Annotated in this window: 18 protein-coding genes; 10 read left to right on the plus strand and 8 right to left on the minus strand. The window is 61.3% G+C overall.

Translation table 11 applies throughout. The annotated features are described in order from the left end of the window. Positions 1-7: 7 nt before the first annotated feature. The 6 genes from xerD (at position 8) to QMK50_RS19015 (ending at position 6,634) form a co-directional block, all read left to right on the plus strand. Positions 8-904, plus strand: a complete 897-nt coding sequence (xerD, locus tag QMK50_RS18990; protein WP_320333723.1) for a site-specific tyrosine recombinase XerD — start codon at positions 8-10, stop codon at positions 902-904. Between the two features lie 157 nt (positions 905-1,061). Beyond that, the gene (locus QMK50_RS18995; protein WP_095166651.1) at positions 1,062-1,793 is read left to right on the plus strand and encodes a DsbC family protein; all 732 of its coding nucleotides are present in this window, start codon (positions 1,062-1,064) and stop codon (positions 1,791-1,793) included. Between the two features lie 136 nt (positions 1,794-1,929). Continuing rightward, on the plus strand, positions 1,930-3,234 hold the full coding sequence (locus QMK50_RS19000) for a homoserine dehydrogenase (protein WP_159993963.1): 1,305 nt from the start codon (positions 1,930-1,932) through the stop codon (positions 3,232-3,234). Between the two features lie 63 nt (positions 3,235-3,297). After that, positions 3,298-4,707, plus strand: a complete 1,410-nt coding sequence (gene thrC / locus QMK50_RS19005; protein WP_320333724.1) for a threonine synthase — start codon at positions 3,298-3,300, stop codon at positions 4,705-4,707. A gap of 110 nt (positions 4,708-4,817) precedes the next feature. After that, the gene (locus tag QMK50_RS19010; RefSeq protein ID WP_320333725.1) at positions 4,818-6,179 is read left to right on the plus strand and encodes a transporter substrate-binding domain-containing protein; all 1,362 of its coding nucleotides are present in this window, start codon (positions 4,818-4,820) and stop codon (positions 6,177-6,179) included. Positions 6,180-6,346: 167 nt separating this feature from the next. Further along, entirely contained in the window at positions 6,347-6,634 is a 288-nt protein-coding gene (locus QMK50_RS19015) for a DUF3509 domain-containing protein (RefSeq protein WP_095166656.1), read from the plus strand. 167 nt (positions 6,635-6,801) lie between these two features. On the opposite strand, the gene QMK50_RS19020 is transcribed toward QMK50_RS19015, so the two are convergent. Beyond that, positions 6,802-7,755, minus strand: a complete 954-nt coding sequence (locus QMK50_RS19020; RefSeq protein ID WP_320333726.1) for a TIGR02285 family protein — start codon at positions 7,753-7,755, stop codon at positions 6,802-6,804. Beyond that, on the minus strand, positions 7,709-8,908 hold the full coding sequence (locus QMK50_RS19025; RefSeq protein WP_320333727.1) for a CaiB/BaiF CoA-transferase family protein: 1,200 nt from the start codon (positions 8,906-8,908) through the stop codon (positions 7,709-7,711). Before QMK50_RS19025 ends, QMK50_RS19020 begins: the two co-directional genes overlap by 47 nt. A gap of 149 nt (positions 8,909-9,057) precedes the next feature. Between QMK50_RS19025 and QMK50_RS19030 the strand changes: the two genes are divergently transcribed. The 3 genes from QMK50_RS19030 (at position 9,058) to QMK50_RS19040 (ending at position 12,666) form a co-directional block, all read left to right on the plus strand. Then, a complete protein-coding gene (locus QMK50_RS19030) occupies positions 9,058-9,600 on the plus strand; it encodes a YaeQ family protein (RefSeq protein ID WP_095166662.1) in 543 nt (180 codons plus the stop codon). A gap of 81 nt (positions 9,601-9,681) precedes the next feature. Next, positions 9,682-11,391, plus strand: coding sequence for a single-stranded-DNA-specific exonuclease RecJ (recJ, locus tag QMK50_RS19035; protein WP_320333728.1), 1,710 nt, complete (start codon positions 9,682-9,684; stop codon positions 11,389-11,391). A 168-nt stretch (positions 11,392-11,559) separates the two neighbouring features. Then, positions 11,560-12,666: an NADH:flavin oxidoreductase/NADH oxidase gene (locus QMK50_RS19040; protein ID WP_095166665.1), complete on the plus strand. Its 1,107-nt coding sequence runs from the start codon at positions 11,560-11,562 to the stop codon at positions 12,664-12,666. 76 nt (positions 12,667-12,742) lie between these two features. On the opposite strand, the gene QMK50_RS19045 is transcribed toward QMK50_RS19040, so the two are convergent. Continuing rightward, the gene (locus tag QMK50_RS19045) at positions 12,743-14,377 is read right to left on the minus strand and encodes a glucan biosynthesis protein D (protein ID WP_320333729.1); all 1,635 of its coding nucleotides are present in this window, start codon (positions 14,375-14,377) and stop codon (positions 12,743-12,745) included. Positions 14,378-14,771: 394 nt separating this feature from the next. On the opposite strand from QMK50_RS19045, the gene QMK50_RS19050 reads away from it, so the two are divergent. Beyond that, entirely contained in the window at positions 14,772-14,957 is a 186-nt protein-coding gene (locus QMK50_RS19050) for a hypothetical protein (RefSeq protein WP_159993973.1), read from the plus strand. Between the two features lie 46 nt (positions 14,958-15,003). Here the strand turns inward: QMK50_RS19050 and QMK50_RS19055 are convergent, their stop codons facing one another. From QMK50_RS19055 to QMK50_RS19075, 5 genes are all read right to left on the minus strand, one after another. Next, on the minus strand, positions 15,004-15,294 hold the full coding sequence (locus QMK50_RS19055) for a type II toxin-antitoxin system RelE/ParE family toxin (protein WP_320333730.1): 291 nt from the start codon (positions 15,292-15,294) through the stop codon (positions 15,004-15,006). Beyond that, positions 15,263-15,520, minus strand: coding sequence for a CopG family ribbon-helix-helix protein (locus QMK50_RS19060; protein ID WP_095166673.1), 258 nt, complete (start codon positions 15,518-15,520; stop codon positions 15,263-15,265). Before QMK50_RS19060 ends, QMK50_RS19055 begins: the two co-directional genes overlap by 32 nt. Before the next feature lie 177 nt (positions 15,521-15,697). Continuing rightward, positions 15,698-17,560 (minus strand): NAD(P)-binding protein, encoded by a 1,863-nt coding sequence (locus QMK50_RS19065; protein ID WP_320333731.1) that lies wholly within the window; start codon positions 17,558-17,560, stop codon positions 15,698-15,700. 60 nt (positions 17,561-17,620) lie between these two features. After that, entirely contained in the window at positions 17,621-19,105 is a 1,485-nt protein-coding gene (locus QMK50_RS19070; RefSeq protein ID WP_159993977.1) for an APC family permease, read from the minus strand. Between the two features lie 182 nt (positions 19,106-19,287). Next, positions 19,288-20,712, minus strand: coding sequence for a gamma-aminobutyraldehyde dehydrogenase (locus QMK50_RS19075; RefSeq protein WP_095166679.1), 1,425 nt, complete (start codon positions 20,710-20,712; stop codon positions 19,288-19,290). Positions 20,713-20,818: the final 106 nt, after the last annotated feature.

The following is a 20,818-nucleotide window of genomic DNA, read 5'->3' on the forward strand; positions in this document are numbered from 1 at the left end:
AGTATCCATGCCTGCTATCGAACATCCCCTGATCGACCAGTTTCTCGACGCCTTGTGGTTGGAAAAAGGCCTCGCGGACAATACACGCGACGCCTACCGCAGTGATCTGGCGCTGTTCAACGGCTGGCTTGCGGAGCAGGGGCTGGAGTTGCTCAACGCCGGTCGCGAGTTGATCCTCGACCACCTGGCCTGGCGCCTGGAGCAGAATTACAAGCCGCGCTCCACCGCACGATTTCTCTCGGGTGTGCGTGGGTTTTATCGTTATTTGCTGCGCGAAAAGCTGATCAGCGTCGACCCAACGCTGCGGGTCGACATGCCGCAATTGGGTCGGCCGTTGCCTAAATCCTTGTCGGAAGCTGACGTTGAGGCCTTGCTGGCGGCGCCGGATCTCAGTGAGGCGATCGGCCAGCGGGATCGGGCGATGCTCGAGGTGCTGTACGCCTGCGGTCTGCGGGTCACCGAACTGATCAGCCTGACCCTGGAGCAGGTCAACCAGCGCCAGGGTGTGCTGCGGGTCATGGGCAAGGGCAGCAAGGAGCGCTTGGTGCCGATGGGAGAGGAGGCGATCGTCTGGATCGAACGCTATATGCGTGATGCCCGTGGCGAGCTATTGGGCGGGCGGCCCAGTGATGTGCTGTTCCCCAGCCTGCGCGGCGAGCAGATGACCCGCCAGACGTTCTGGCACCGGATCAAGCACCAGGCCAAGGTCGCCGGTATCGGCAAGTCCCTGTCGCCCCATACGTTGCGCCACGCCTTCGCCACCCATTTGCTCAACCATGGCGCCGACCTGCGGGTGGTGCAGATGTTGCTCGGCCATAGCGACCTGTCGACCACCCAGATCTACACCCACGTGGCCCGCGCTCGCCTGCAGGACCTGCATGCCAAGCACCATCCAAGAGGTTGAATCGAACTGTTACGGGGTTGCGGTGCATTCATCAGCCACAGTCGGCCATAGGGGCCTTATGTGATAGGCTTTGCCGGTTTGCACGATGGACGGTTATGACCCGGTGTTCCGGCACGGGTGTTCTAGTCGATCCATTTGTCCGCCTTCAGGAGTTCTCATGCGTCTGACCCAGATTTTCACCGCCGCAGCCATTGCGTTGGTCAGCACTTTCGCCGTCGCCGATGATGCGGCTGACAAAGCCATCCGCAAGAGCCTGGAAACCCTCCAGCTCGACACGCCGATCGAAACCATCAGCGCCAGTCCGCTGGCCGGTCTTTACGAAGTCAAGCTCAAGGGCAGCCGCGTGCTGTACGCCAGCGCCGACGGTCAATACATCGTCCAGGGCTATCTGTTTCAGCTCAAGGACGGCAAGCCGGTCAACCTGACCGAGAAAACCGAGCGCCTGGGCGTTGCCAAGCTGGTCAACGGCATCCCGGTCGCTGAGACCGTGGTCTACCCGGCCATTGGCGAAACCAAGACCCATATCACCGTATTCACCGACACCACCTGCCCGTATTGCCACAAATTGCACGCCGAAGTGCCGGCCTTGAACAAAATGGGGGTCGAAGTGCGGTATGTTGCTTTCCCACGCCAGGGCCTCGGCTCGCCGGGTGATGAGCAACTGCAGAACGTGTGGTGCTCCACCGACAAGAAAGCGGCCATGGACAAGATGGTCGATGGCAAGGAAATCAAGGCCGCCAAGTGCGCCAACCCGGTTTCCAAGCAGTTCGCCCTCGGTCAGTCGATCGGGGTGAACGGCACTCCGGCCATCGTTTTGGCTGATGGCCAGGTGATTCCGGGCTACCAGCCGGCGCCACAAGTCGCCAAACTGGCGTTGGGTGCGAAATAATCCTGTGTCGTCACGGTAAGCCTTTGACGATCATGGAGCGACGACAGCGGTCGGCGCTCCATTAATAGAGAGCCACACAGGTTGTGGCTGTTTTTCACGGCCGACCTTGTGTCGGCCGTTTTATGGGGAGTTCAAAGTGAATCCGGTCAAAGTAGGCATCTGTGGGTTAGGTACCGTCGGTGGCGGCACCCTCAACGTACTTCAGCGCAACGCCGAGGAAATTGCTCGGCGTGCCGGGCGTGGAATCGAAGTGGCACAAATTGCCACGCGCACGCCAAAGCCTCAGTTCCAGACGACCGGCATTACGATTACCAACGATGTCTTCGAAGTGGCCACGAACCCTGAGATCGACATCGTCATAGAGCTGATGGGCGGCTATACCGTTGCCCGCGAGCTGGTACTCAAAGCGATCGAAAACGGAAAACATGTAGTCACCGCGAACAAGGCGCTGATCGCCGTTCACGGTAACGAGATCTTCGCCAAGGCGCGCGAGAAAGGCGTGATCGTGGCATTTGAAGCGGCGGTAGCCGGTGGCATCCCGGTGATCAAGGCGATTCGCGAAGGCCTGTCGGCCAACCGGATCAACTGGGTCGCGGGGATCATCAACGGCACCGGCAACTTCATCCTCACCGAAATGCGCGAGAAGGGCCGTACTTTCGACGACGTGCTCGTTGAGGCCCAGGCCCTGGGTTACGCCGAAGCCGATCCGACGTTCGACGTCGAAGGCATCGATGCGGCGCACAAGCTGACCATCCTGGCGTCCATTGCGTTCGGCATCCCGCTGCAATTCGACAAGGCCTACACCGAGGGCATCACCCAGCTGACCACCGCTGACGTGAACTACGCCGAAGCCCTGGGCTACCGGATCAAGCACCTGGGTGTGGCTCGCAGCACCTCCCGCGGCATCGAGCTGCGCGTGCACCCGACCCTGATCCCGGCGGACCGCCTGCTGGCCAACGTCAACGGGGTGATGAACGCAGTGATGGTCAACGGCGATGCTGCCGGTTCGACCCTGTTCTACGGCGCTGGCGCCGGCATGGAGCCAACCGCTTCGTCGGTGATCGCCGACCTGGTGGATGTGGTTCGCGCCATGACCAGCGACCCGGAGAACCGCGTCCCGCACCTGGCCTTCCAGCCGGACTCGCTGTCGGCCCACCCGATCCTGCCGATCGAAGCCTGCGAGAGCGCCTACTACCTGCGCATCCAGGCCAAGGACCATCCGGGCGTGCTGGCCCAGGTGGCGAGCATTCTGTCGGAGCGGGGCATCAACATCGAATCGATCATGCAAAAGGAAGTCGAAGAACACGACGGCCTGGTGCCCATGATCCTGCTGACGCACCGTGTGCTGGAACAGCACATGAACGACGCCATCACGGCCCTCGAAGCGTTGCAAGGTGTGGACGGTCCGGTGGTACGGATCCGTGTCGAACATTTGAATTAATTCAGCGGCAAGCGGCGTAGCGTGGTGCTTGCCGCTTGAAGCCCAAACCGAAGGTTTGCCCCTATGCGTTATATCAGTACTCGCGGCCAGGCACCGGCCCTGAATTTCGAAGACGTGCTGCTGGCGGGCCTGGCCAGCGACGGCGGCCTGTATGTGCCGGAAAACCTGCCGCGTTTCACCCAGGAAGAAATAGCTTCCTGGGCCGGCCTGCCGTACCACGAACTGGCGTTCCGGGTGATGCGCCCGTTTGTTGCCGGCAGCATTCCGGATGCCGATTTCAAGAAGATTCTTGAAGCCACTTATGGCGCGTTTTCCCACAGCGCAGTAGCACCTTTGCGTCAGCTCAACGGCAACGAATGGGTACTGGAGCTGTTCCACGGCCCGACCCTGGCGTTCAAGGACTTTGCCCTGCAACTGCTCGGCCGCCTGCTTGACTACGTGCTGCAAAAGCGTGGCGAGCGTGTGGTCATCGTCGGTGCTACATCGGGCGATACCGGTTCGGCGGCGATCGAAGGCTGCAAACACTGCGAAAACGTCGACATCTTCATCCTGCACCCGCACAACCGGGTCTCGGAAGTCCAGCGTCGGCAGATGACCACGCTGTTTGGCGACAACATCCATAACATCGCCATCGAAGGCAACTTCGATGACTGCCAGGAAATGGTCAAGGCCAGCTTCGCCGACCAGAGCTTCCTCAAGGGCACGCGCCTGGTTGCGGTGAACTCGATCAACTGGGCGCGGATCATGGCCCAGATCGTCTACTACTTCCACGCTGCCCTGCAGTTGGGCGGCCCGGCGCGTTCGGTGTCGTTCTCGGTGCCGACCGGCAACTTCGGCGATATTTTCGCTGGTTACCTGGCACGCAACATGGGGCTGCCGATCAACCAGTTGATCGTCGCCACCAACCGCAACGACATCCTGCACCGCTTCATGAGCGGCAATCAGTACGTCAAGGAAACCCTGCACGCGACCCTGTCGCCGTCGATGGACATCATGGTTTCCTCGAACTTCGAACGCCTGCTGTTCGACCTGCACGGTCGCAACGGCGTGGCAATCGCCGGCCTGATGGACAACTTCAAGCAGGGCGGTGGTTTCAGCGTCGAACAGGAGCGTTGGACCGAAGCGCGCAAGCTCTTCGATTCCCTGGCCGTGGACGATGTGCAGACCTGCGAGACCATCGCCGAAGTGTTTGCCCAGACCGGCGAACTGCTCGATCCGCACACCGCCATCGGCGTCAAGGCGGCCCGTGAGTGCCGTCGCAGCCTGGATATCCCGATGGTGATTCTTGGCACGGCGCACCCGGTCAAGTTCCCCGAGGCCGTTGAAAAAGCCGGCGTAGGAAAAGCGCTTGAACTGCCTGCCCATCTTTCCGACTTGTTTGAGCGAGATGAGCGTTGCACCGTTTTGCCAAATGACCTGAAAGCGGTACAGGCCTTTGTCAGTCAGCATGGCAACCGCGGCAAGCCACTCTGATCGGTAAAAACCTGACACATTTGAAGCCCGTCTCCTGACGGGCTTTCTTATTTCTGCATGTCACACTGCGGCCCCTCAAGGATGGGTGAGTGGATGTGAAGGACATGGGCATGCAGCTTTTGAGACGGGTGACGCCAGCCTTGCGCTGGCTGGTTTTTTTCAGCGTGCTGATGCTGGGCCGGGAAGGGCTGGCGATGGCGCCGAACGCCTCGCCAGCGCAGCGCGTGGCGACGACCAGGCCGCTGGTGCTGAGCCCGCAGGAGCGGGAGTGGATCGCCCGCCACCCGCAGGTGATCGTCGCTTCGGTGCAGTATCCGTTGTACCTGTTCAAGGATGAGCAGGGGCAGTGGACTGGCCTGAGCAACGATATCCTGCTGCGACTCTCGCGGATGACGGGCTTGCAGTTTGTCCATCAGGAGTCGTTCTCCACCGAGCATCTGCTGGGCCTGCTGGAAAGCGGGCAGGCGGACATGAGCAGCACGCTGGTGGTGAACGATGAGCGCAAGGGCTTCCTCGACTTCAGCCACGCCTTTGGCGGGTCGGGCTGGGTCTTCGTCGAGCTGGCCGCAGGCGAACCTGTGCAGTCGCTGGAGGCGCTCTCAGGCAAGGTCCTGGCACTACCGGCCCGGCATGCCCTGGAAGCCGGTATCCGGCGCGACTACCCACAGATCCAGTTGCGCACGGTGAAAACCTACGCCGAGGCGCGTGCCCTGGTGGAGAGCGGCGAAGCCCACGCCACCATCGAGAACGAAAATGGCGCCTATCAGTTTCCGGCGGGGCGACTGGCCATCGGTATGAGCGTCGAGGGCCACTGGGTCACCGACCATCTGGCCGTGCGCAAGGGCCAGCCGCAACTGTTGAGCATCCTCAACAAGGCTCTCGAGGCATTTCCTCCTGCCGAATTGCGCGCGATCCGCGTCAAGTGGCTCAGTGGCGTGGTGCCCATGCAGCCGCCATCACCGTGGCAACGGTTGATTGAATGGGCGTGCTGGGGGGGAGTGCTCGCGGGTGTGTTCGGCCTGATTTCGGTGTTGTGGAGTCGCCGGCTCAATTGCCAGGTCGAGCGCCGAGTCAGGGCCGAAGAGGCGCTGGACGATCAACTGGCGTTTGAACAATGCCTGATCAACGCCATGCCCGATCCGGTGTTCGTCAGGGATCTGGAGGGGCGCTTGATCCAGTGCAACAAGAGCTATGAAGAGTACCTGTCGACGCGCTTTGACCGAGTCCAGGGCAAACGCCTGACCGAGGTCGATACGCTGCCGGCCGCCACGGGCCAGTTGCTGCACGCTGAGTTCATGGCGCAACTGGGCAGCCGCAAAGGCCGTTTTATCGAACGTCAGCTGACGTTCAACAACGGCACGCGGGAGATTTACCAGTGGACGGTGCCGTTCTATAGCGCCAAGGGCGTGCTGCGTGGCGTGCTTGGCGGTTGGACCGCGCCCCGTGGGCCGCGCCACCAGGAGCCGCGCTGAGGTTTGGCGGGGTGTTTTTATCCTGTCATCTTTTCCCGGCATGCTCTGCCAACTAGGGTGTTGCGATATGCCTTCAGTCGAGATCTAGAACTTTCTTCTCGGGCCAGTGGTCATTTACAGTGAACGCGCCTTGGCACTTTGTTTCGGACTATTGAGTGGTGATCGAGATGGAAAGTATCAGCCTATTGTTGGGTGAAGCACTGAGCCCGTACCAGGTAACGCTGACCCCGTCGGGTGTTTCTGGAGAGTGCCTGGTGACCTTGAAGAATGCCGTGGGTGCGATTGTGGTCGAGCGTGAGTTCAGTCAGGCGCAACTGCGCGACAAGCGCCAGCTCACCGACGTGGTCGACGGCTTGCATCGTGATGTGCTGATTGCTGAAGGGCGGCTGCAGCCCTGTGTAATTGCGGCCTTGCGCAATGCCGCGCAAGACAAGCCGACAACGCTGGGCCACTGATTGAGTTTTTTCGGGAACCTTCCCGACATCCCGTAAGTCAGACCCTGTACCAACAAGAGCAAGCATTGTGCTCCGGTGCTTGTCGCTTGTGGTACGGGTCCTTGTTGACCACGTTTAACCCCGAGTCGTCTCCCCACTTCTCGGGGTTTCTTTTGTCTGGCGTTTGATCAGGGGGTCTGGTCCTGGAAAAAACGTCGGGCGTCCTCCAGGTATTCGTTGCGCATCTGCGGGTCGAGCCATTGCGCGTAAAACTCGATCAAGCGATTGTCCCGCAGCTTGAGCACCGTGGCGTTGATCGCCTTGATGGCTTGGCGCCCCTGGGCTGTATCCGAACAGGCGATATGGATCGACTGATACTTGTCCGCGCCACGAATCCCATAGAACTCCAGCTCCTCGGGCGCGATGCCCTGTTGCTGTGCCTGATAGCGGATTTCTGGCCAGTAGCCCAGCAACGCTATCAGGCGCCCCGCACGTTGCATCTGCAGGAGGCTGCCCAGGGCGTCGTTGCCGTAGTGGGCCGACAGGCTGTTGCCGGGAGCCTGCTGCAGGATGCGATCGACCATCTGCCCGTAACTGCGTTCGGCGACCACGCCAAGCTTGCTGTTGTCGCGCGCCAGCAGTAACTCCAGGTCAACCTGGTTGTCGATGATGTAGGGCGCCAGCGCGCCACGGTCCTTGTGGCGGATGGTGATGCCGTTACTGCGGATGCGAAACGCCGGGATCGAATAGGCGAGGCGTTTTGCCCGCTGCGGGTTCCACACCAGCGATGGGTCGCAGGTGAAGCTTGGTTCCAGGAGCATTTGCATGGCGCGCGCGCGATTGACCCGCATCAGGCTGTGCTGGTACTCGGGCATGCTGGCGATCAACAGCGGCATGAACTGGTCGACCGCTCCCTGGTTTTTCTGCGCTCCCTCGAAAATCGTCAGCGGCGGCAAATCGCGCAGCAGCCAGACCAGGGTGTCCTTGTCATTGGCGGCGGCCGGCATCACCGCAAGGCCAGCCAGGGCCGCACCAACCAGCGCCAGACGCTGTTGTCGGCCGAACAGCCGGCCCAGTGCGGACAGCCTGTTCAGCTTAGATCGCCCCATCTTCACGCAGGCGCGTGATCTGAGCCGCGTCATAGCCCAGCGCACCCAGCACCTGGGCGTTGTGTTCGCCCAGTTCAGCCCCCACCCACTCGCAACTGCCGGGGGTTTGCGAGAGTTTTGGCACGATGCCCGGCATCTTGAACTCCTTGCCGTCGGGCAGCTTGGCCTGGAGGAACATCTCCCGGGCGAGGAATTGCGGGTCGTTGAACATGTCTTCGGCGCTGAAGATACGACTGGCGGGTACCTCGGCGGCGTTCAGGCGTTCGATCACGGTATCTAGCGGTAGCGAACTGACCCACCGATCAATCACCCCGTACAGCTCTTCACGTCGGCTGTCGCGCCCATCGTTGCTGGCCAGGATCGGGTCGCAGGCCAGGTCGTCGCGGCCGATGGTCTGCATGAAGCGCTTGAAGATTGCGTCGCCATTAGCGCCGATCTGCACATGTTTGCCGTCGGCGCTAGTGTGGATGGAGGAGGGTGTGATGCCGGGCATGATGTTGCCGGTGCGCTCGCGGATGAAGCCGAACACATCGAACTCCGGCACCATGCTTTCCATCATGGCGAAGATCGCTTCATACAGCGCCACGTCCACCACTTGCCCCTGGCCCCCATTGACTTCGCGATGGCGCAGAGCCATGAGCGCGCCGATTACCCCCCACAACGCGGCAATCGAGTCACCGATGGAAATGCCGGTGCGTACCGGTGGACGGTCCTCGAAGCCGGTGATGTAGCGCAAGCCGCCCATCGACTCACCTACCGCACCAAAGCCGGGCTGGTCTTTCATCGGGCCGGTCTGGCCGAAGCCGGACAAACGCACCATCACCAGTTTTGGGTTCAGGGCATGCAGCACATCCCAACCCAGGCCGAGCTTCTCCAGCACCCCGGGGCGGAAGTTTTCGATGAGGATGTCGGCTTCACCCAGCAGCTTTTTCAGAATGGCCAGGCCATCGGGGTGCTTGAGGTTGAGGGTCAGGGACTTCTTGTTGCGTGCCTGGACAAACCACCACAGCGAGGTGCCCTCGTAGAGTTTGCGCCACTTGCGTAACGGGTCACCGCCATCCGGAGATTCGATTTTGGTCACATCGGCGCCGAATTCGGCACAGATGCGTGAGGCAAATGGCCCGGCGATCAAGGTGCCGAGCTCGATGACTTTCAGGCCGGAAAGCGGTTTGGCGGTAAGCGGCATGGGCGATCCTGTAGGACAAAAGCGGAGTCAATGCAGCCTTTTATCATAGCCAGGCGCTCATCGCCCAAGCTTGATGGTCGTGATGATTCGTTGAATAGCCCTGGCATCGGTTAGACTTGCCGCCTTTCCTCGTATCAAGAAGCCCGTTCATGGCCCAGCCGTCCACGACCTACAAGTTTGAACTGAACCTTACCGACCTCGACCGCAGCGTGTACGAGAACGTCAAGCAGACCATCGCCCGTCACCCTTCGGAAACCGAAGAGCGCATGACCGTGCGGCTGCTGGCCTATGCCTTCTGGTACAACGAGCAATTGTCTTTTGGTCGCGGGTTGTCGGACGTGGACGAACCGGCGCTGTGGGAAAAGAGCCTGGACGATCGCGTTCTGCACTGGATCGAAGTCGGCCAGCCAGACGCTGACCGCCTGACCTGGTGCTCGCGTCGCACCGAACGCACCAGCCTGCTGGCCTACGGCAGCCTGCGAGTCTGGGAAGGCAAAGTGATCCCGGCGATCAGGAACCTGAAAAACGTCAACATCGCGGCGGTGCCCCAGGAAGTCCTGGAAACCCTGGCCAAGGACATGCCCCGCGTCATCAAGTGGGACGTGATGATCAGCGAGGGCACGATCTTCGTCACCGACGACCGTGGCCAGCATGAAGTCCAGTTGCAATGGCTGGCGGGCGAGCGCGGCTAAGGCCTGTTGCCGATCTGGGAGCAGTAGCCTGTAATCCCGCCGTATTTAACCTGTGAATTTAAGAGAAACCACTGTCATCCCATGCGCATAGAACCTCGCCAGCTTCCCGCCACCCTGCCATTTCTCGGTGATCTGCCGCCGCTGCTGACCCGCTTGTACGCGGCGCGCGGGGTGCAGTCGGAAGCTGAGCTGGACAAGAGTCTGGCGCGCTTGATCCCGTTTCAGCAGCTCAAGGGGATCGAGGCCGCGGTGGACCTGCTGGTGGTGGCGCTGGAGCAGCGCCAGCGGATCCTGATCGTCGGCGATTTCGATGCCGACGGCGCGACGGCCAGTACGGTCGGGGTGCTGGGTTTGCGCCTGTTGGGGGCGGCCCATGTCGATTACCTGGTGCCGAACCGTTTTGAGTACGGCTACGGCCTGACCCCGGAAATCGTCGAGGTGGCGTTGACCCGCACCCCGCAATTACTGATCACCGTGGACAACGGTATTTCCAGCGTCGAAGGTGTGGCAGCAGCCAAAAAGGCCGGGCTCCAGGTACTGGTCACCGATCACCACTTGCCGGGTGATGAACTGCCGCTGGCCGATGCCATCGTCAACCCGAACCAGCCGGGCTGCGACTTTCCGAGCAAGGCGCTGGCCGGTGTCGGAGTGATTTTCTACGTGCTGATGGCGTTGCGTGCACGCTTGCGCAGCCTGGGCTGGTACGCCAGCACGGCGCAACCGAACATCGGCGAGTTGCTGGACCTGGTGGCGCTAGGCAGTGTGGCCGACGTGGTACCCCTGGATGCCAACAACCGGATCCTGGTGCACCAGGGCCTGGAACGGATTCGCGCCGGGCGCGCGCGGCCGGGGATCAAGGCAATCCTCGAAGTGGCCAAGCGTGACCACGCGCGGATTACCTCCACCGACCTGGGCTTCATCCTCGGCCCGCGCCTGAACGCGGCGGGGCGCCTGGACGACATGAGCCTGGGCATCGAGTGCCTGCTCACCGACAACGTCGAGCTGGCGCGGGAAATGGCCGCGCAACTGGACGGCATGAACCAGGACCGTAAATCCATCGAGCAGGGCATGCAGCGTGAAGCGCTGGCCCAGCTCAAGGACCTGCCCGTGGAGTCGATGCCATTCGGCTTGTGCCTGTTTGATCCGGAGTGGCACCAAGGGGTGATCGGCATCCTCGCGTCGCGGATGAAAGAACGTTATTTCCGTCCCACCATCGCGTTTGCCGATGCGGGCAACGGCATGCTCAAAGGTTCCGGGCGGTCGGTGCAGGGATTCCACATTCGCGACGCCTTGAGCGTGGTGGCGGCGCAGCACCCGGACCTGATCAGCAAGTACGGTGGTCACGCCATGGCCGCGGGCCTGACTTTGCCGCAAGCGAACTTTGCGCTGTTCGCCGAGGCGTTCGACGCCGAAGTGCGTCGTCAGTTGCGTGAAGAAGACCTGACCGGCCGTCTGCTGTCGGACGGCACTCTGGCGGTTGAAGAATTTCACCTGGAACTGGCCCGCGCCTTGCGCCACGCCGGCCCATGGGGGCAGCACTTCCCGGAGCCGCTGTTTCATGGCGTGTTCCAGTTGGTCGAGCAGCGGGTGGTGGGTGAACGGCACCTCAAAGTGGTCCTGAAAAGCGAATGCGGTTCGGTCAAGCTCGACGGCATCGCCTTTGGTATCGATCGCGAAGTGTGGCCGAACCCGACCATCCGCTGGGTCGAACTGGCCTACAAGCTCGATGTGAACGAGTTCCGTGGCCAGGAAACCGTGCAGTTGATGATTGCCCATATCGAACCGCGTTAAACCCTGCTGGCTGCGCCGATGTCGACTAGGCTCTAAGCACTGCTTGATTGGCCTTGTGACGTATCGTCCATTTTTTGCCCGCGGGGGCGGGTGCTGCATCCTTTCCTGTCACTCGTCGACTATTCAAACAGAACCCTGGAGCCTGCCCACTGATTCGAGAGGTGCCCCATGAGTCTGCTGCTTGAACCCTATACCCTTCGTCAATTGACCCTGCTCAACCGCATCGCCGTGTCGCCGATGTGCCAATACTCCAGCGTCGATGGACTGGCCAATGACTGGCACCTCGTGCACCTCGGCAGTCGCGCCGTGGGCGGGGCTGGCCTGGTGTTCACCGAAGCCACCGCTGTGACTGCCGATGGTCGCATCACCGCCCAGGACCTGGGCCTGTGGAACGACGCGCAGATCGAACCGCTGCAACGCATCACCCGTTTCATTACCGCCCAAGGGGCGGTGGCCGGCATCCAGTTGGCGCACGCCGGACGCAAGGCCAGCACTCATCGGCCATGGTTGGGCAAGCACGGCAGCGTCAAGCCGGCCGATGGTGGCTGGACGCCGGTAGGCCCTTCGCCGATAGCCTTCGATCCGGAACACAGCCAGCCCACCCAACTGAGCGAATCGCAGATCAGCGAGGTCATCCAGGCCTTTGTCGAGGCCGCCAAACGCGCCCTGGAGGCAGGTTTCAAGGTGGTCGAGGTGCACGCAGCCCACGGTTACCTGCTGCATCAGTTTCTTTCGCCCCTGAGTAACCAGCGGCGTGACCAGTATGGGGGCTCGTTCGAAAACCGCATTCGCCTGGTGCTGCAAGTGACGGAGGCGGTGCGTGCCGTGTGGCCAGAGGAGTTGCCGTTGTTCGTGCGGGTGTCGGCCACGGATTGGGTCGAGGACGGCTGGAATCCGGACGAAACCGTGGAGCTGGCGCGTCGCCTGAAAGCCTTGGGGGTCGACCTGATCGATGTGTCCTCGGGTGGGACGGCGGCGAATGCCGAGATTCCGACCGGGCCGGGTTATCAGACGCGATTTGCCGAACGGGTGCGCAAGGAATCCGGAATCGCCACCGGCACCGTAGGCCTGATTACCGAACCGGCCCAGGCCGAGCACATTTTGCGTACCTGCCAGGCCGACATCATCCTGCTGGCCCGTGAACTGCTGCGTGACCCTTACTGGCCGCTGCACGCTGACGACGACCTGGGCGGACGCAAGGCAATCTGGCCGTCACAGTACCAACGGGCAACCCACCGCGATCAGCCGATCCATGAGTCGGATCTACGCGATTGATCGATTTGTAGGGGGGTAGGGGCAGGCTTGCCAACCTGCCCCTTGTAGGACCGTTCAAACGTTATTGCATGGCCTTTTACGCAGTAGGCCAATCCGGATAGTTGCGCTTGTCCGGCGCCGGCGGGAAGTACTGGTACAACCAGGTCTCGCTCAGTGTCCGGTCCTGGGTGCGGATGAACAGACGCAGCTCTACCGGCTCCACGCTGTCGTTGGTGGGGAACCAGTCGAAGGTGATCCGGTAGCCCTTGATGTCATCGAGCACTAGCACGTTGAAATCCTTGACCTCACCGTTCGACGCGGTCACTACCGGCTCGATGCCAGTGCCCGGTGGCAGGCGATCCAGACCGCCGCCGTTGAAGTCGACGGCAAAGCGCCGCGCCCAGACCTTCGGATAATGCTCACCCGGGGCCCAGCCTTCGGTGAACCCGCCCATGCCCGATCGGGTGGCGTTAACCCGTGCCAGTGGCGTACCGACGGGCGGCAGGGCGCTCCAGTAGAGCTTGTAGCCGTAGTTCAGGGAGTCGCCAGCCGCCACCGGCTTTTTCGGCGTCCAGAAGGCCACGATGTTGTCCAGGGTTTCGCCCGTGGTAGGGATTTCCAGCAGGTCGATGGAGCCTTCGCCCCAAGCGGTGGTTGGTTCGACCCACAGGCTTGGACGCTTGCTGTACCAGTCGACGGTGTCTTGATAGCTGGCAAATTCGTGGTCGGTCTGGACCAGGCCGAAACCTTTCGGGTCCTTGTCGGCGAAGGCGTTGAACTGCAGGGTCGCCGGATTGTTCAGCGGACGGCAGATCCACTCGCCGTTGCCGCGCCACATGGCGAGGCGGTCCGAGTCGTGGATTTGCGGGTGAATGGTGTCGCACATGCGCCGCTCATGGGTACCGCAACTGAACATGCTGGTCATCGGCGCAATGCCCAATTGTTCAATGGCGGTGCGGGCGTTGACGTGGGCATCGACGGCCATCACTACCTGATTGGCCTGGCAATCGATGTCGAAGCGATAGGCCCCGGTGGCGCTCGGGGAATCGAGCAGGGCATAGACCACAAACCGAGTGCTGTCCTTGTCCGGGGTTTCGAACCAGAACTTGGTGAAGTCGGGGAATTCTTCGCGTTTTTTCGCGTAGGTGTCGATAGCCAGGCCGCGGGCCGACAAGCCGTACTGGCCGGTGTTGTCCACCGCGCGGAAGTAGCTGGCGCCGAGGAACGACACCACGTCGTGCCGGTCCAGTTCCGGGGCCTTGAACAGCTTGAACCCGGAGAAGCCCAGGTCCCCCTTGAGTTGTGCTGTGTCGACTTTGGAGTTCTGGTAGTTGAACAGTGCCGGGCGGAAGTGCACTTCCCGCGCCTGCCGGGTTTTCGGGTCGACGCTGTACATGCGCACCGGCTGCTTGAAGCCCATGCCGACATGGAAGAACTGCACGTCGAGCTGGCCGTTCAGTTCATTCCACAGGGAATGCTTGGCGTCGTATTGAATGGCATTGAAGTTTTGCGGCGTCATGCTGGCCAATGTCGGCGGCAGCACCTGCTTGGTGTCGGCGTAGCGGGTGCTGGCCAGTTGTTTGGCCTGCACCTTCAGCGCCTCGAAATCGAAGGCTTGCGCCTCACCATCAGCCGTGCCGGCCCAGGCACGGGCGGCCAGCAGTCCGGTGGCCGAGAGGCCGGTGTAGGCGGCGATGGCCATGGAGGCCTTGAGCAAATTCCTGCGGTGCATAGGACAACCTGTCTTGGACGATCCCGCGGCGTTCCTGGCTGCGTTACGGATCAGAAATAGAGGTTCGGACAAACCTTCGGCCAAACGCATGGGAGTTTAAACAGATGCCAAACAAGTTAAAGGGTTCGAAATAACTCGCAAACTGATTGGCTTGCACTTTGCGCAAAACTGCGGCGGGTCAGGTCGTGGTCGGGGTTCAACGTCTGTCCGATGCAGTGTTTAAAATAAGCGTTTTTATTTTTTTGACTAATTACTCTAAAAATACCTCGCAACGGATTTTTTGTTTCTATTCTTAGGTTCATGACCGGCCCTTGCCCAGGGGTTGGCGCAGGTTGGAGCAACAGCAGGGCGATGGAGTAACCAGGGTTTCATCACATGCAGAGGGACATCGTCCATGGCTAAAGCGCAAGGCATCATCGGTTGGCTGGGTTTGTTTGCAGGCATGAACTTTTCGCGGCGGTCACGCCGGTTGAGTTCAGAGGAAATAAAACTGCTGGAGCGTTATCGCGAGCTCTCGGAGAGTGACCGGATTGCCATGCGCTATCTGGTGGATGCAATGCGCAGTGTGTCGCGGTTCTGAAGAAGGGGGTAGGACTCTCCCCTGGTAGTTGCAGGGGAGAGCATCGTCACCACTGCTGGTGACGCTCGGTTCGCTGATGCAGGATCCGCAGAACCTGGACCTGATCCTGGGCCAGGCGATAGGGCACGACGAAGGGTATTTGATTCAGCACCAGTTCGCGCACATCCGGTACCTGTGACGGACGGCCCGAGCCGGGAAAACGTTGCAGTTGTTCAAGCCTGTCGAAGATGTCGGCCACTACATCGTCGGCGCCGGCCACTCCGACCAGGCCACTGTAATGTTCATGAATGGCCTGCAGATCACTTTCAGCTTTTTCGGTCAGTGCGACTCTCGGCACGGTTCGCCCACTTAGCCTTGACGGCGTCCAGTTCGGTCAGTTTGCCAGCGTCGGCATCGGCAATGCCTTCGCTGATGGCTTGCAGATGCCAGGACTCGGCTTCCACATAACGAACCAGTGCACGCTTGAGATGGTACTGCCTGTCACGATCGGTCGCGGCAGCCAGTTGATCCAGCTGCTGGGCCAGGACCTCTTCGACTCGAAAAGACAAAACGGGCGAAGCCATGGGGCTCTCCTGTAGAGGTTGTATACGCTGTAATCAAGGTATACACCCTAGGCTTCGCTCGAGCCTCAGTCAACCGTCGGTGCGTGCGCCGGTCGTCGTTAACCTTAGCGGGGCAGGTGCCAGAGGGCTGCCGGTAAGTATGACCAGATGTCTTGCCCGTCCAGTGCTTGTTGGACCTTAGCCCACTTCTCCTACCGCCCTGTACGCCTCATCGATGGCGGCATGGGCATAAGCACTCCAGGCTGCGTCGGAATTGGCGATGCTGACCTTGCCCACTGGCTGACGCGCCAGGTTCATCAGTTTTTCACTCTCGTCGGAATCGTCGTACAGGCTATTGGAGAAGTACGCGTAGCCATGTGACCAGCGGTTGACGGTGATGGCCAGGATGTCGGTCTGGTGGTTGAAGCCACCCGGGCCGAGCATGCGTTGCAGCTGATCGCGCAGTTGCGCTTCGAGGACCTCGAAGGTCTGTCCGTAGAGTCGACCTCGGCCGGCACGGGCCTGGTCGCGGGCGTTCATGCCGCTGTTGGGGCTGGTGGGCACATAGACCATGTGCAGGCCAATTGGCTGTGTCGGGTCCTTGGGGTGATCGTAGCCGCCCATGCTCACCGGGTAGTCGAGCTTGATCCGGCTGTAGGGCTGGGTCGCGGCATAGATTTCGTGGACCCCCAGTTTCTGGAACGACTGCCAGTTGCGGATCACCACTTTGGTGTACACCAGCGGGAATTTCACGTTCTGGCTCAGGGCGTGGGATTGTTCGGCCGAGAGGTCGCGCAGCAAGTAGGGAATCATCATGTTGTAGCAGGCCATGATGCAATGTTTGCCACGCACCTGGCTCAGTTGTCCACCACGGCTGTAACCGATGTTCACCCCGTTGCCGACGTTGCGCACGCTGACTGCAGTGCTGTTGAGGCGAATGCGCACCGGGGTTTTCGCCTGGTCGAGTTTGCTGTAGTCGAACGGTGCCAGGACGATATCGTCCATGGTGTGACCGGGGGCCACTGCCGGGATCAGGCTACGTACCAGCAGGCGGGCCAGCGAAGCGTTGCCGTCGGGGAAGTGGTAGATGTAGGGCTCTTCCATTTCCGCCTGGGCTTCTTCGCTGATCGGCTCCAGGTTCATCGCCGAGAAGCCTGGGAAACCGACGTTGTAGGCGTCATACGCTGCCACGGCATCGATGCTCAGGGCCATGAAGTCGTTGGTGCGGCTCTGGAAATACTTCACCGCCTGTTCCGAAAGGCCGACGTCCTTGAGCAGGAAGTCGCGATAGCTGGTGCGCTCCAGGTGGGCGGTTTTGTCTTCGGTGGATTGGCCTGCCAGGTAGTCCTTGGGGGCGCTGTGCACCGCGATCAGTGCTTCACGGTCGGCCTGTGGCAGTGGGAAGTCGTTGATGAAGTCTTCAATGCGGCGGGCGTGCAACTGGTCCGGGGCGATATCGTCGGCCACCATCGGGGTTGGGTCGCCGGTCACCAGTTTGTCTTCGCCGAAGTTTTCCTTGTCGAAGAACACCGCGCGTGACAGGCCCAGGCCAGGATAGAACTGGCGATCGAAAGCACTTTCAAAGCGCTTGATGTCGACCCCGAGTTTCTTCAGCAGGCCATTCACTTCCTTGCTGTAGAGGTGGCTGGGCGACTGGAAGGCTTCACTGCCGCCATAGCCGAGGATCATCCGTCCGCCGGCGGAGAACTCGTTGCGCTTGGCGTGGCCGCCGAAGTCGTCGTGGTTTTCCAGGATCAGGATGCGTGCCTTGGGATGTTTTTCGCGGTAGAACCAGGCTGCGGACAACCCGCTCAGGCCTGCGCCGACGACTACCAGGTCGTACTCTTCGCTGATCGGCAGTGGGTCGGTGTCGAAGACTTTTTTCTCCCAGCCCATCTGGTGCGCCAGTTCGAACGAGCCGACGTGGCTGCCGCGCAGGCCGGTGAGGGCGGGTGGGTAGTAGCGGCCATCAGGGGCGGCCTGGAGCAGTTGCAGCGGGGTCATTCCGGCGGCAATGCTGATGGCGACACCGTTGAGGAAGTCGCGGCGGGTGATATCCATGTTCAATCCTTGGTGGTTTTGTAGTCGCCCCGACCCGCGGCACGGGTCAGGGCGTTGTCGTTACCGGCTGACTTTCCAGGCATCGCCTGCTGGGGCGGTGCCATGGTCATAGGGTTTGCCGAGCCACATGTAGAGCAGACCCAGGCCAATGACGATGGCCGTGCTCAGCACCATCGCGTAGTTGACGTACCACGGCGCATCCGGCGTGCGTGGCCAAGCCATGTTGATGATTGCCCCGACACCATAGACCAGCGCGCCGATGTTCACGGGCAGGCCCCAGGCCCCGAGGGTGAACTTGCCGCTGGGTTTCCAGCCGCGAGCGCGGGCGTAGAGCGCCGCGAGCACGATCATCTGGAATGCCAGGTAGATCCCGATGGCAGCGAAGCTGACGATGGTGGCGACGGCGTCCTGTAGGAAAAAGCCCAGGGCGATGATCAACGCCGGCAGGATACCGGAGACGAACAAGGCGGCAACCGGAACCTGGGTGTTCGGCGAAATCCGCTTGAGTAGGCCGCTGCCGATGACCATTTCGTCACGCGCGTAGGAGTACAGAAGACGGCTGGCCGCCGCTTGTAGGCTGATCACGCAGGAGATGAAGGAAATCATCACCACGCCCATTACCACCTTTGAGCCGACCGGGCCGAACGCGTTGTTGAGGATGGTGGTGACCGGGTCTTTATCGGTGCCATTGATCACCGCTTGCATGTCCGGCACCGCCAGGATCAGGGCCAGGCAGGCAAACATCGCGGCAATGCCGCCGATGTAGATGGTCATGCGCATGGCCACCGGAATTTTCTTGCTCGGGTTGGGGGTTTCTTCGGCCACATCGCCACAGGCTTCGAAGCCGTAGTACAGGAACATCCCGGCCAGGGAGGCGGTCAGGAACGCCGGCAGGTAGGAGCCATCGACGCTGATGTCGAAGGTGTTGAACAGCACGCTGAGGGGTTGATGACGCTCGAACAGCAACAGATAGACACCGACGATGACCGCGCCGATCAGTTCACAGAGGAAACCGAACATGGCAATGCGCGCCAGCACCTTGGTGCCGCTGAGGTTGACCAGGGTGGCGAACAGCGTCAGTACCAGGGCAATGATGATGTTGGTGTTGTTGTTCGGTTCAAAGCCGAGCATGGCCGCCAGGTACGGGCCGGCGCCGACCGCGACGGCAGCGATGGTCACGCACAGGGCAATGGAGTAGATCCAGCCCACCATCCACGCCCAGCGCTTGCCCACCAGGCGTCGGGCCCACGGGTAGACGCCGCCGGAGATCGGGAACTGCGAGACCACTTCGCCGAAGATCAGGCACACCAGCATCTGGCCGCAGCCCACCAGCAGGTAGGCCCAGAACATCGGTGGGCCACCGGCGGCCAGGCACAGGCCGAAGAGGGTATAGACCCCGACGACCGGAGACAGGTAGGTGAAGCCCAGGGCGAAGTTTTCCCACAGGCTCATGCTGCGATTGAAATTGGAGGTGTACCCCAGTTTACGTAGCTGCTCGGCATCGCTGTCAGCGACGGCGGGAGAGTGTTCGGGTAATGCACTCATGGCGTGGATACTCCGGAAAATCGGCAGATTTCGGATGGCCGAAACCGTGGCGGGGCCTTGAGGGCGCCGCCAGGATCGGTGGTTATTGTTTTGTCTTCTTGGGTTTGGAGCCTGGTGGTGCGGACTGCCGGTTTCTGCCTTGAAACCGAGGTGACGCCATCGCCAGCCTGCTGGCGATGCTTTTAGTGCTTGAACATCACATGCCGCACGGTGGTGTAGTCCTCGAGCCCATACATGGACATGTCCTTGCCATACCCGGACAGTTTCTGACCGCCATGGGGCATTTCGCTGACCAGCATGAAGTGGGTATTCACCCAGGTGCAGCCATATTGCAAACGCGCGGCGAGACGGTGGGCGCGGCCTACGTCAGCGGTCCACAGCGACGACGCCAGGCCGTAGTCCGAATCGTTGGCCCAGCCCAGTACCTGAGCCTCATCGTTGAAACGAGTCACCGAGACCACTGGACCGAACACTTCACGCCGGACGATTTCATCGTCCTGCTGGGCGTCGGCCAGTACCGTTGGCTCAAAGAAGAAACCCTCGCCTTCCACGGCCTTGCCGCCGGTGATCAAGCGAATGTGCGGTTGCGCCACGGCGCGCTCGACAAAACCGGCGACGCGGTCGCGATGCTGGGCGGTGATCAGCGGGCCCAGTTCGGTGGCGGGATCATCCTGCAGGCCGTATTTGATGCTGCTGACCGCGGCCCCCAGTTTCTCCACGAACTGCTCGTAGATACCGGCCTGGGCATAGATGCGGCAGGCAGCGGTGCAGTCTTGCCCGGCGTTGTAGAAACCGAAGGTGCGGATGCCTTCCACGGCCGCGTCGATGTCGGCGTCGTCGAAGATGATCACCGGCGCCTTGCCGCCCAGTTCCATGTGCATGCGTTTGACGCTGTCAGCGGTGCTGGAAATGATGTTCGAGCCGGTGGCGATCGAGCCGGTCAGCGACACCATGCGCACTTTCGGATGAGTGACCAGCGGGCTACCCACCGTCGGCCCACGACCGAAAACCAGGTTGAGCACGCCAGCCGGAAAAATCTCCGACGCCAGCTCGGCCAGGCGCAAGGCGGTCAGCGGGGTCTGTTCCGACGGCTTGAGCACCACGGTATTGCCGGCCGCCAGGGCTGGAGCGATTTTCCAGGCGACCATCATCAGCGGGTAGTTCCACGGCGCGATCGAGGCAATCACGCCGACTGGATCGCGGCGGATCATCGAGGTGTGGCCCGGCAGGTATTCACCCCCGGCCATGCCGCTCATGCAACGGCTGGCGCCGGCGAAGAAGCGGAACACATCGGCAATCGCCGGGATCTCATCGTTCAACGCCGCACTCAGGGGTTTGCCGCAGTTATCCGATTCCAGCTTGGCCAGTTCTTCGCCGTGGGCTTCGATGGCGTCGGCCAGCTTGAGCAGCAGCAGCGAGCGGTCCTTGGGCGGGGTCTGCGACCAACTGTCGAAGGCCGCATCGGCGGCGCGTACGGCGGCGTCGACCTGGGCTTCGCTGGCTTCGTTGATCTGCACCAGCACACGGCCCAGCGACGGGTTGAAGACGGCCTGGGCCGGGCCTTCGCCCTCCACCAGTTGGCCGTTGATCAGCAGTTTGGTTTGCATGTTCATGTCCTCTTTGGCGCTTTTATTTTTCTGCTGAAACCGGAACCCAGGTGGGAGCGGGCTTGCCCGCGATGAGGTCATCGCATCCAACATTGATGATGATTGA

Source organism: Pseudomonas sp. P5_152 (assembly GCF_033989915.1).
Classification (GTDB): domain Bacteria; phylum Pseudomonadota; class Gammaproteobacteria; order Pseudomonadales; family Pseudomonadaceae; genus Aquipseudomonas.

Coding starts and splice junctions, on each gene's coding strand:
- xerD (WP_320333723.1), top strand. CDS start 8: ATGCCTGCTATCGAACATCCCCTGATCGACCAGTTTCTCGACGCCTTG.
- QMK50_RS18995 (WP_095166651.1), top strand. CDS start 1,062: ATGCGTCTGACCCAGATTTTCACCGCCGCAGCCATTGCGTTGGTCAGC.
- thrC (WP_320333724.1), top strand. CDS start 3,298: ATGCGTTATATCAGTACTCGCGGCCAGGCACCGGCCCTGAATTTCGAA.
- QMK50_RS19010 (WP_320333725.1), top strand. CDS start 4,818: ATGCAGCTTTTGAGACGGGTGACGCCAGCCTTGCGCTGGCTGGTTTTT.
- QMK50_RS19015 (WP_095166656.1), top strand. CDS start 6,347: ATGGAAAGTATCAGCCTATTGTTGGGTGAAGCACTGAGCCCGTACCAG.
- QMK50_RS19020 (WP_320333726.1), bottom strand. CDS start 7,755: ATGACGCGGCTCAGATCACGCGCCTGCGTGAAGATGGGGCGATCTAAG.
- QMK50_RS19025 (WP_320333727.1), bottom strand. CDS start 8,908: ATGCCGCTTACCGCCAAACCGCTTTCCGGCCTGAAAGTCATCGAGCTC.
- QMK50_RS19030 (WP_095166662.1), top strand. CDS start 9,058: ATGGCCCAGCCGTCCACGACCTACAAGTTTGAACTGAACCTTACCGAC.
- recJ (WP_320333728.1), top strand. CDS start 9,682: ATGCGCATAGAACCTCGCCAGCTTCCCGCCACCCTGCCATTTCTCGGT.
- QMK50_RS19040 (WP_095166665.1), top strand. CDS start 11,560: ATGAGTCTGCTGCTTGAACCCTATACCCTTCGTCAATTGACCCTGCTC.
- QMK50_RS19045 (WP_320333729.1), bottom strand. CDS start 14,377: ATGCACCGCAGGAATTTGCTCAAGGCCTCCATGGCCATCGCCGCCTAC.
- QMK50_RS19050 (WP_159993973.1), top strand. CDS start 14,772: ATGGCTAAAGCGCAAGGCATCATCGGTTGGCTGGGTTTGTTTGCAGGC.
- QMK50_RS19060 (WP_095166673.1), bottom strand. CDS start 15,520: ATGGCTTCGCCCGTTTTGTCTTTTCGAGTCGAAGAGGTCCTGGCCCAG.
- QMK50_RS19065 (WP_320333731.1), bottom strand. CDS start 17,560: ATGGATATCACCCGCCGCGACTTCCTCAACGGTGTCGCCATCAGCATT.
- QMK50_RS19070 (WP_159993977.1), bottom strand. CDS start 19,105: ATGAGTGCATTACCCGAACACTCTCCCGCCGTCGCTGACAGCGATGCC.
- QMK50_RS19075 (WP_095166679.1), bottom strand. CDS start 20,712: ATGCAAACCAAACTGCTGATCAACGGCCAACTGGTGGAGGGCGAAGGC.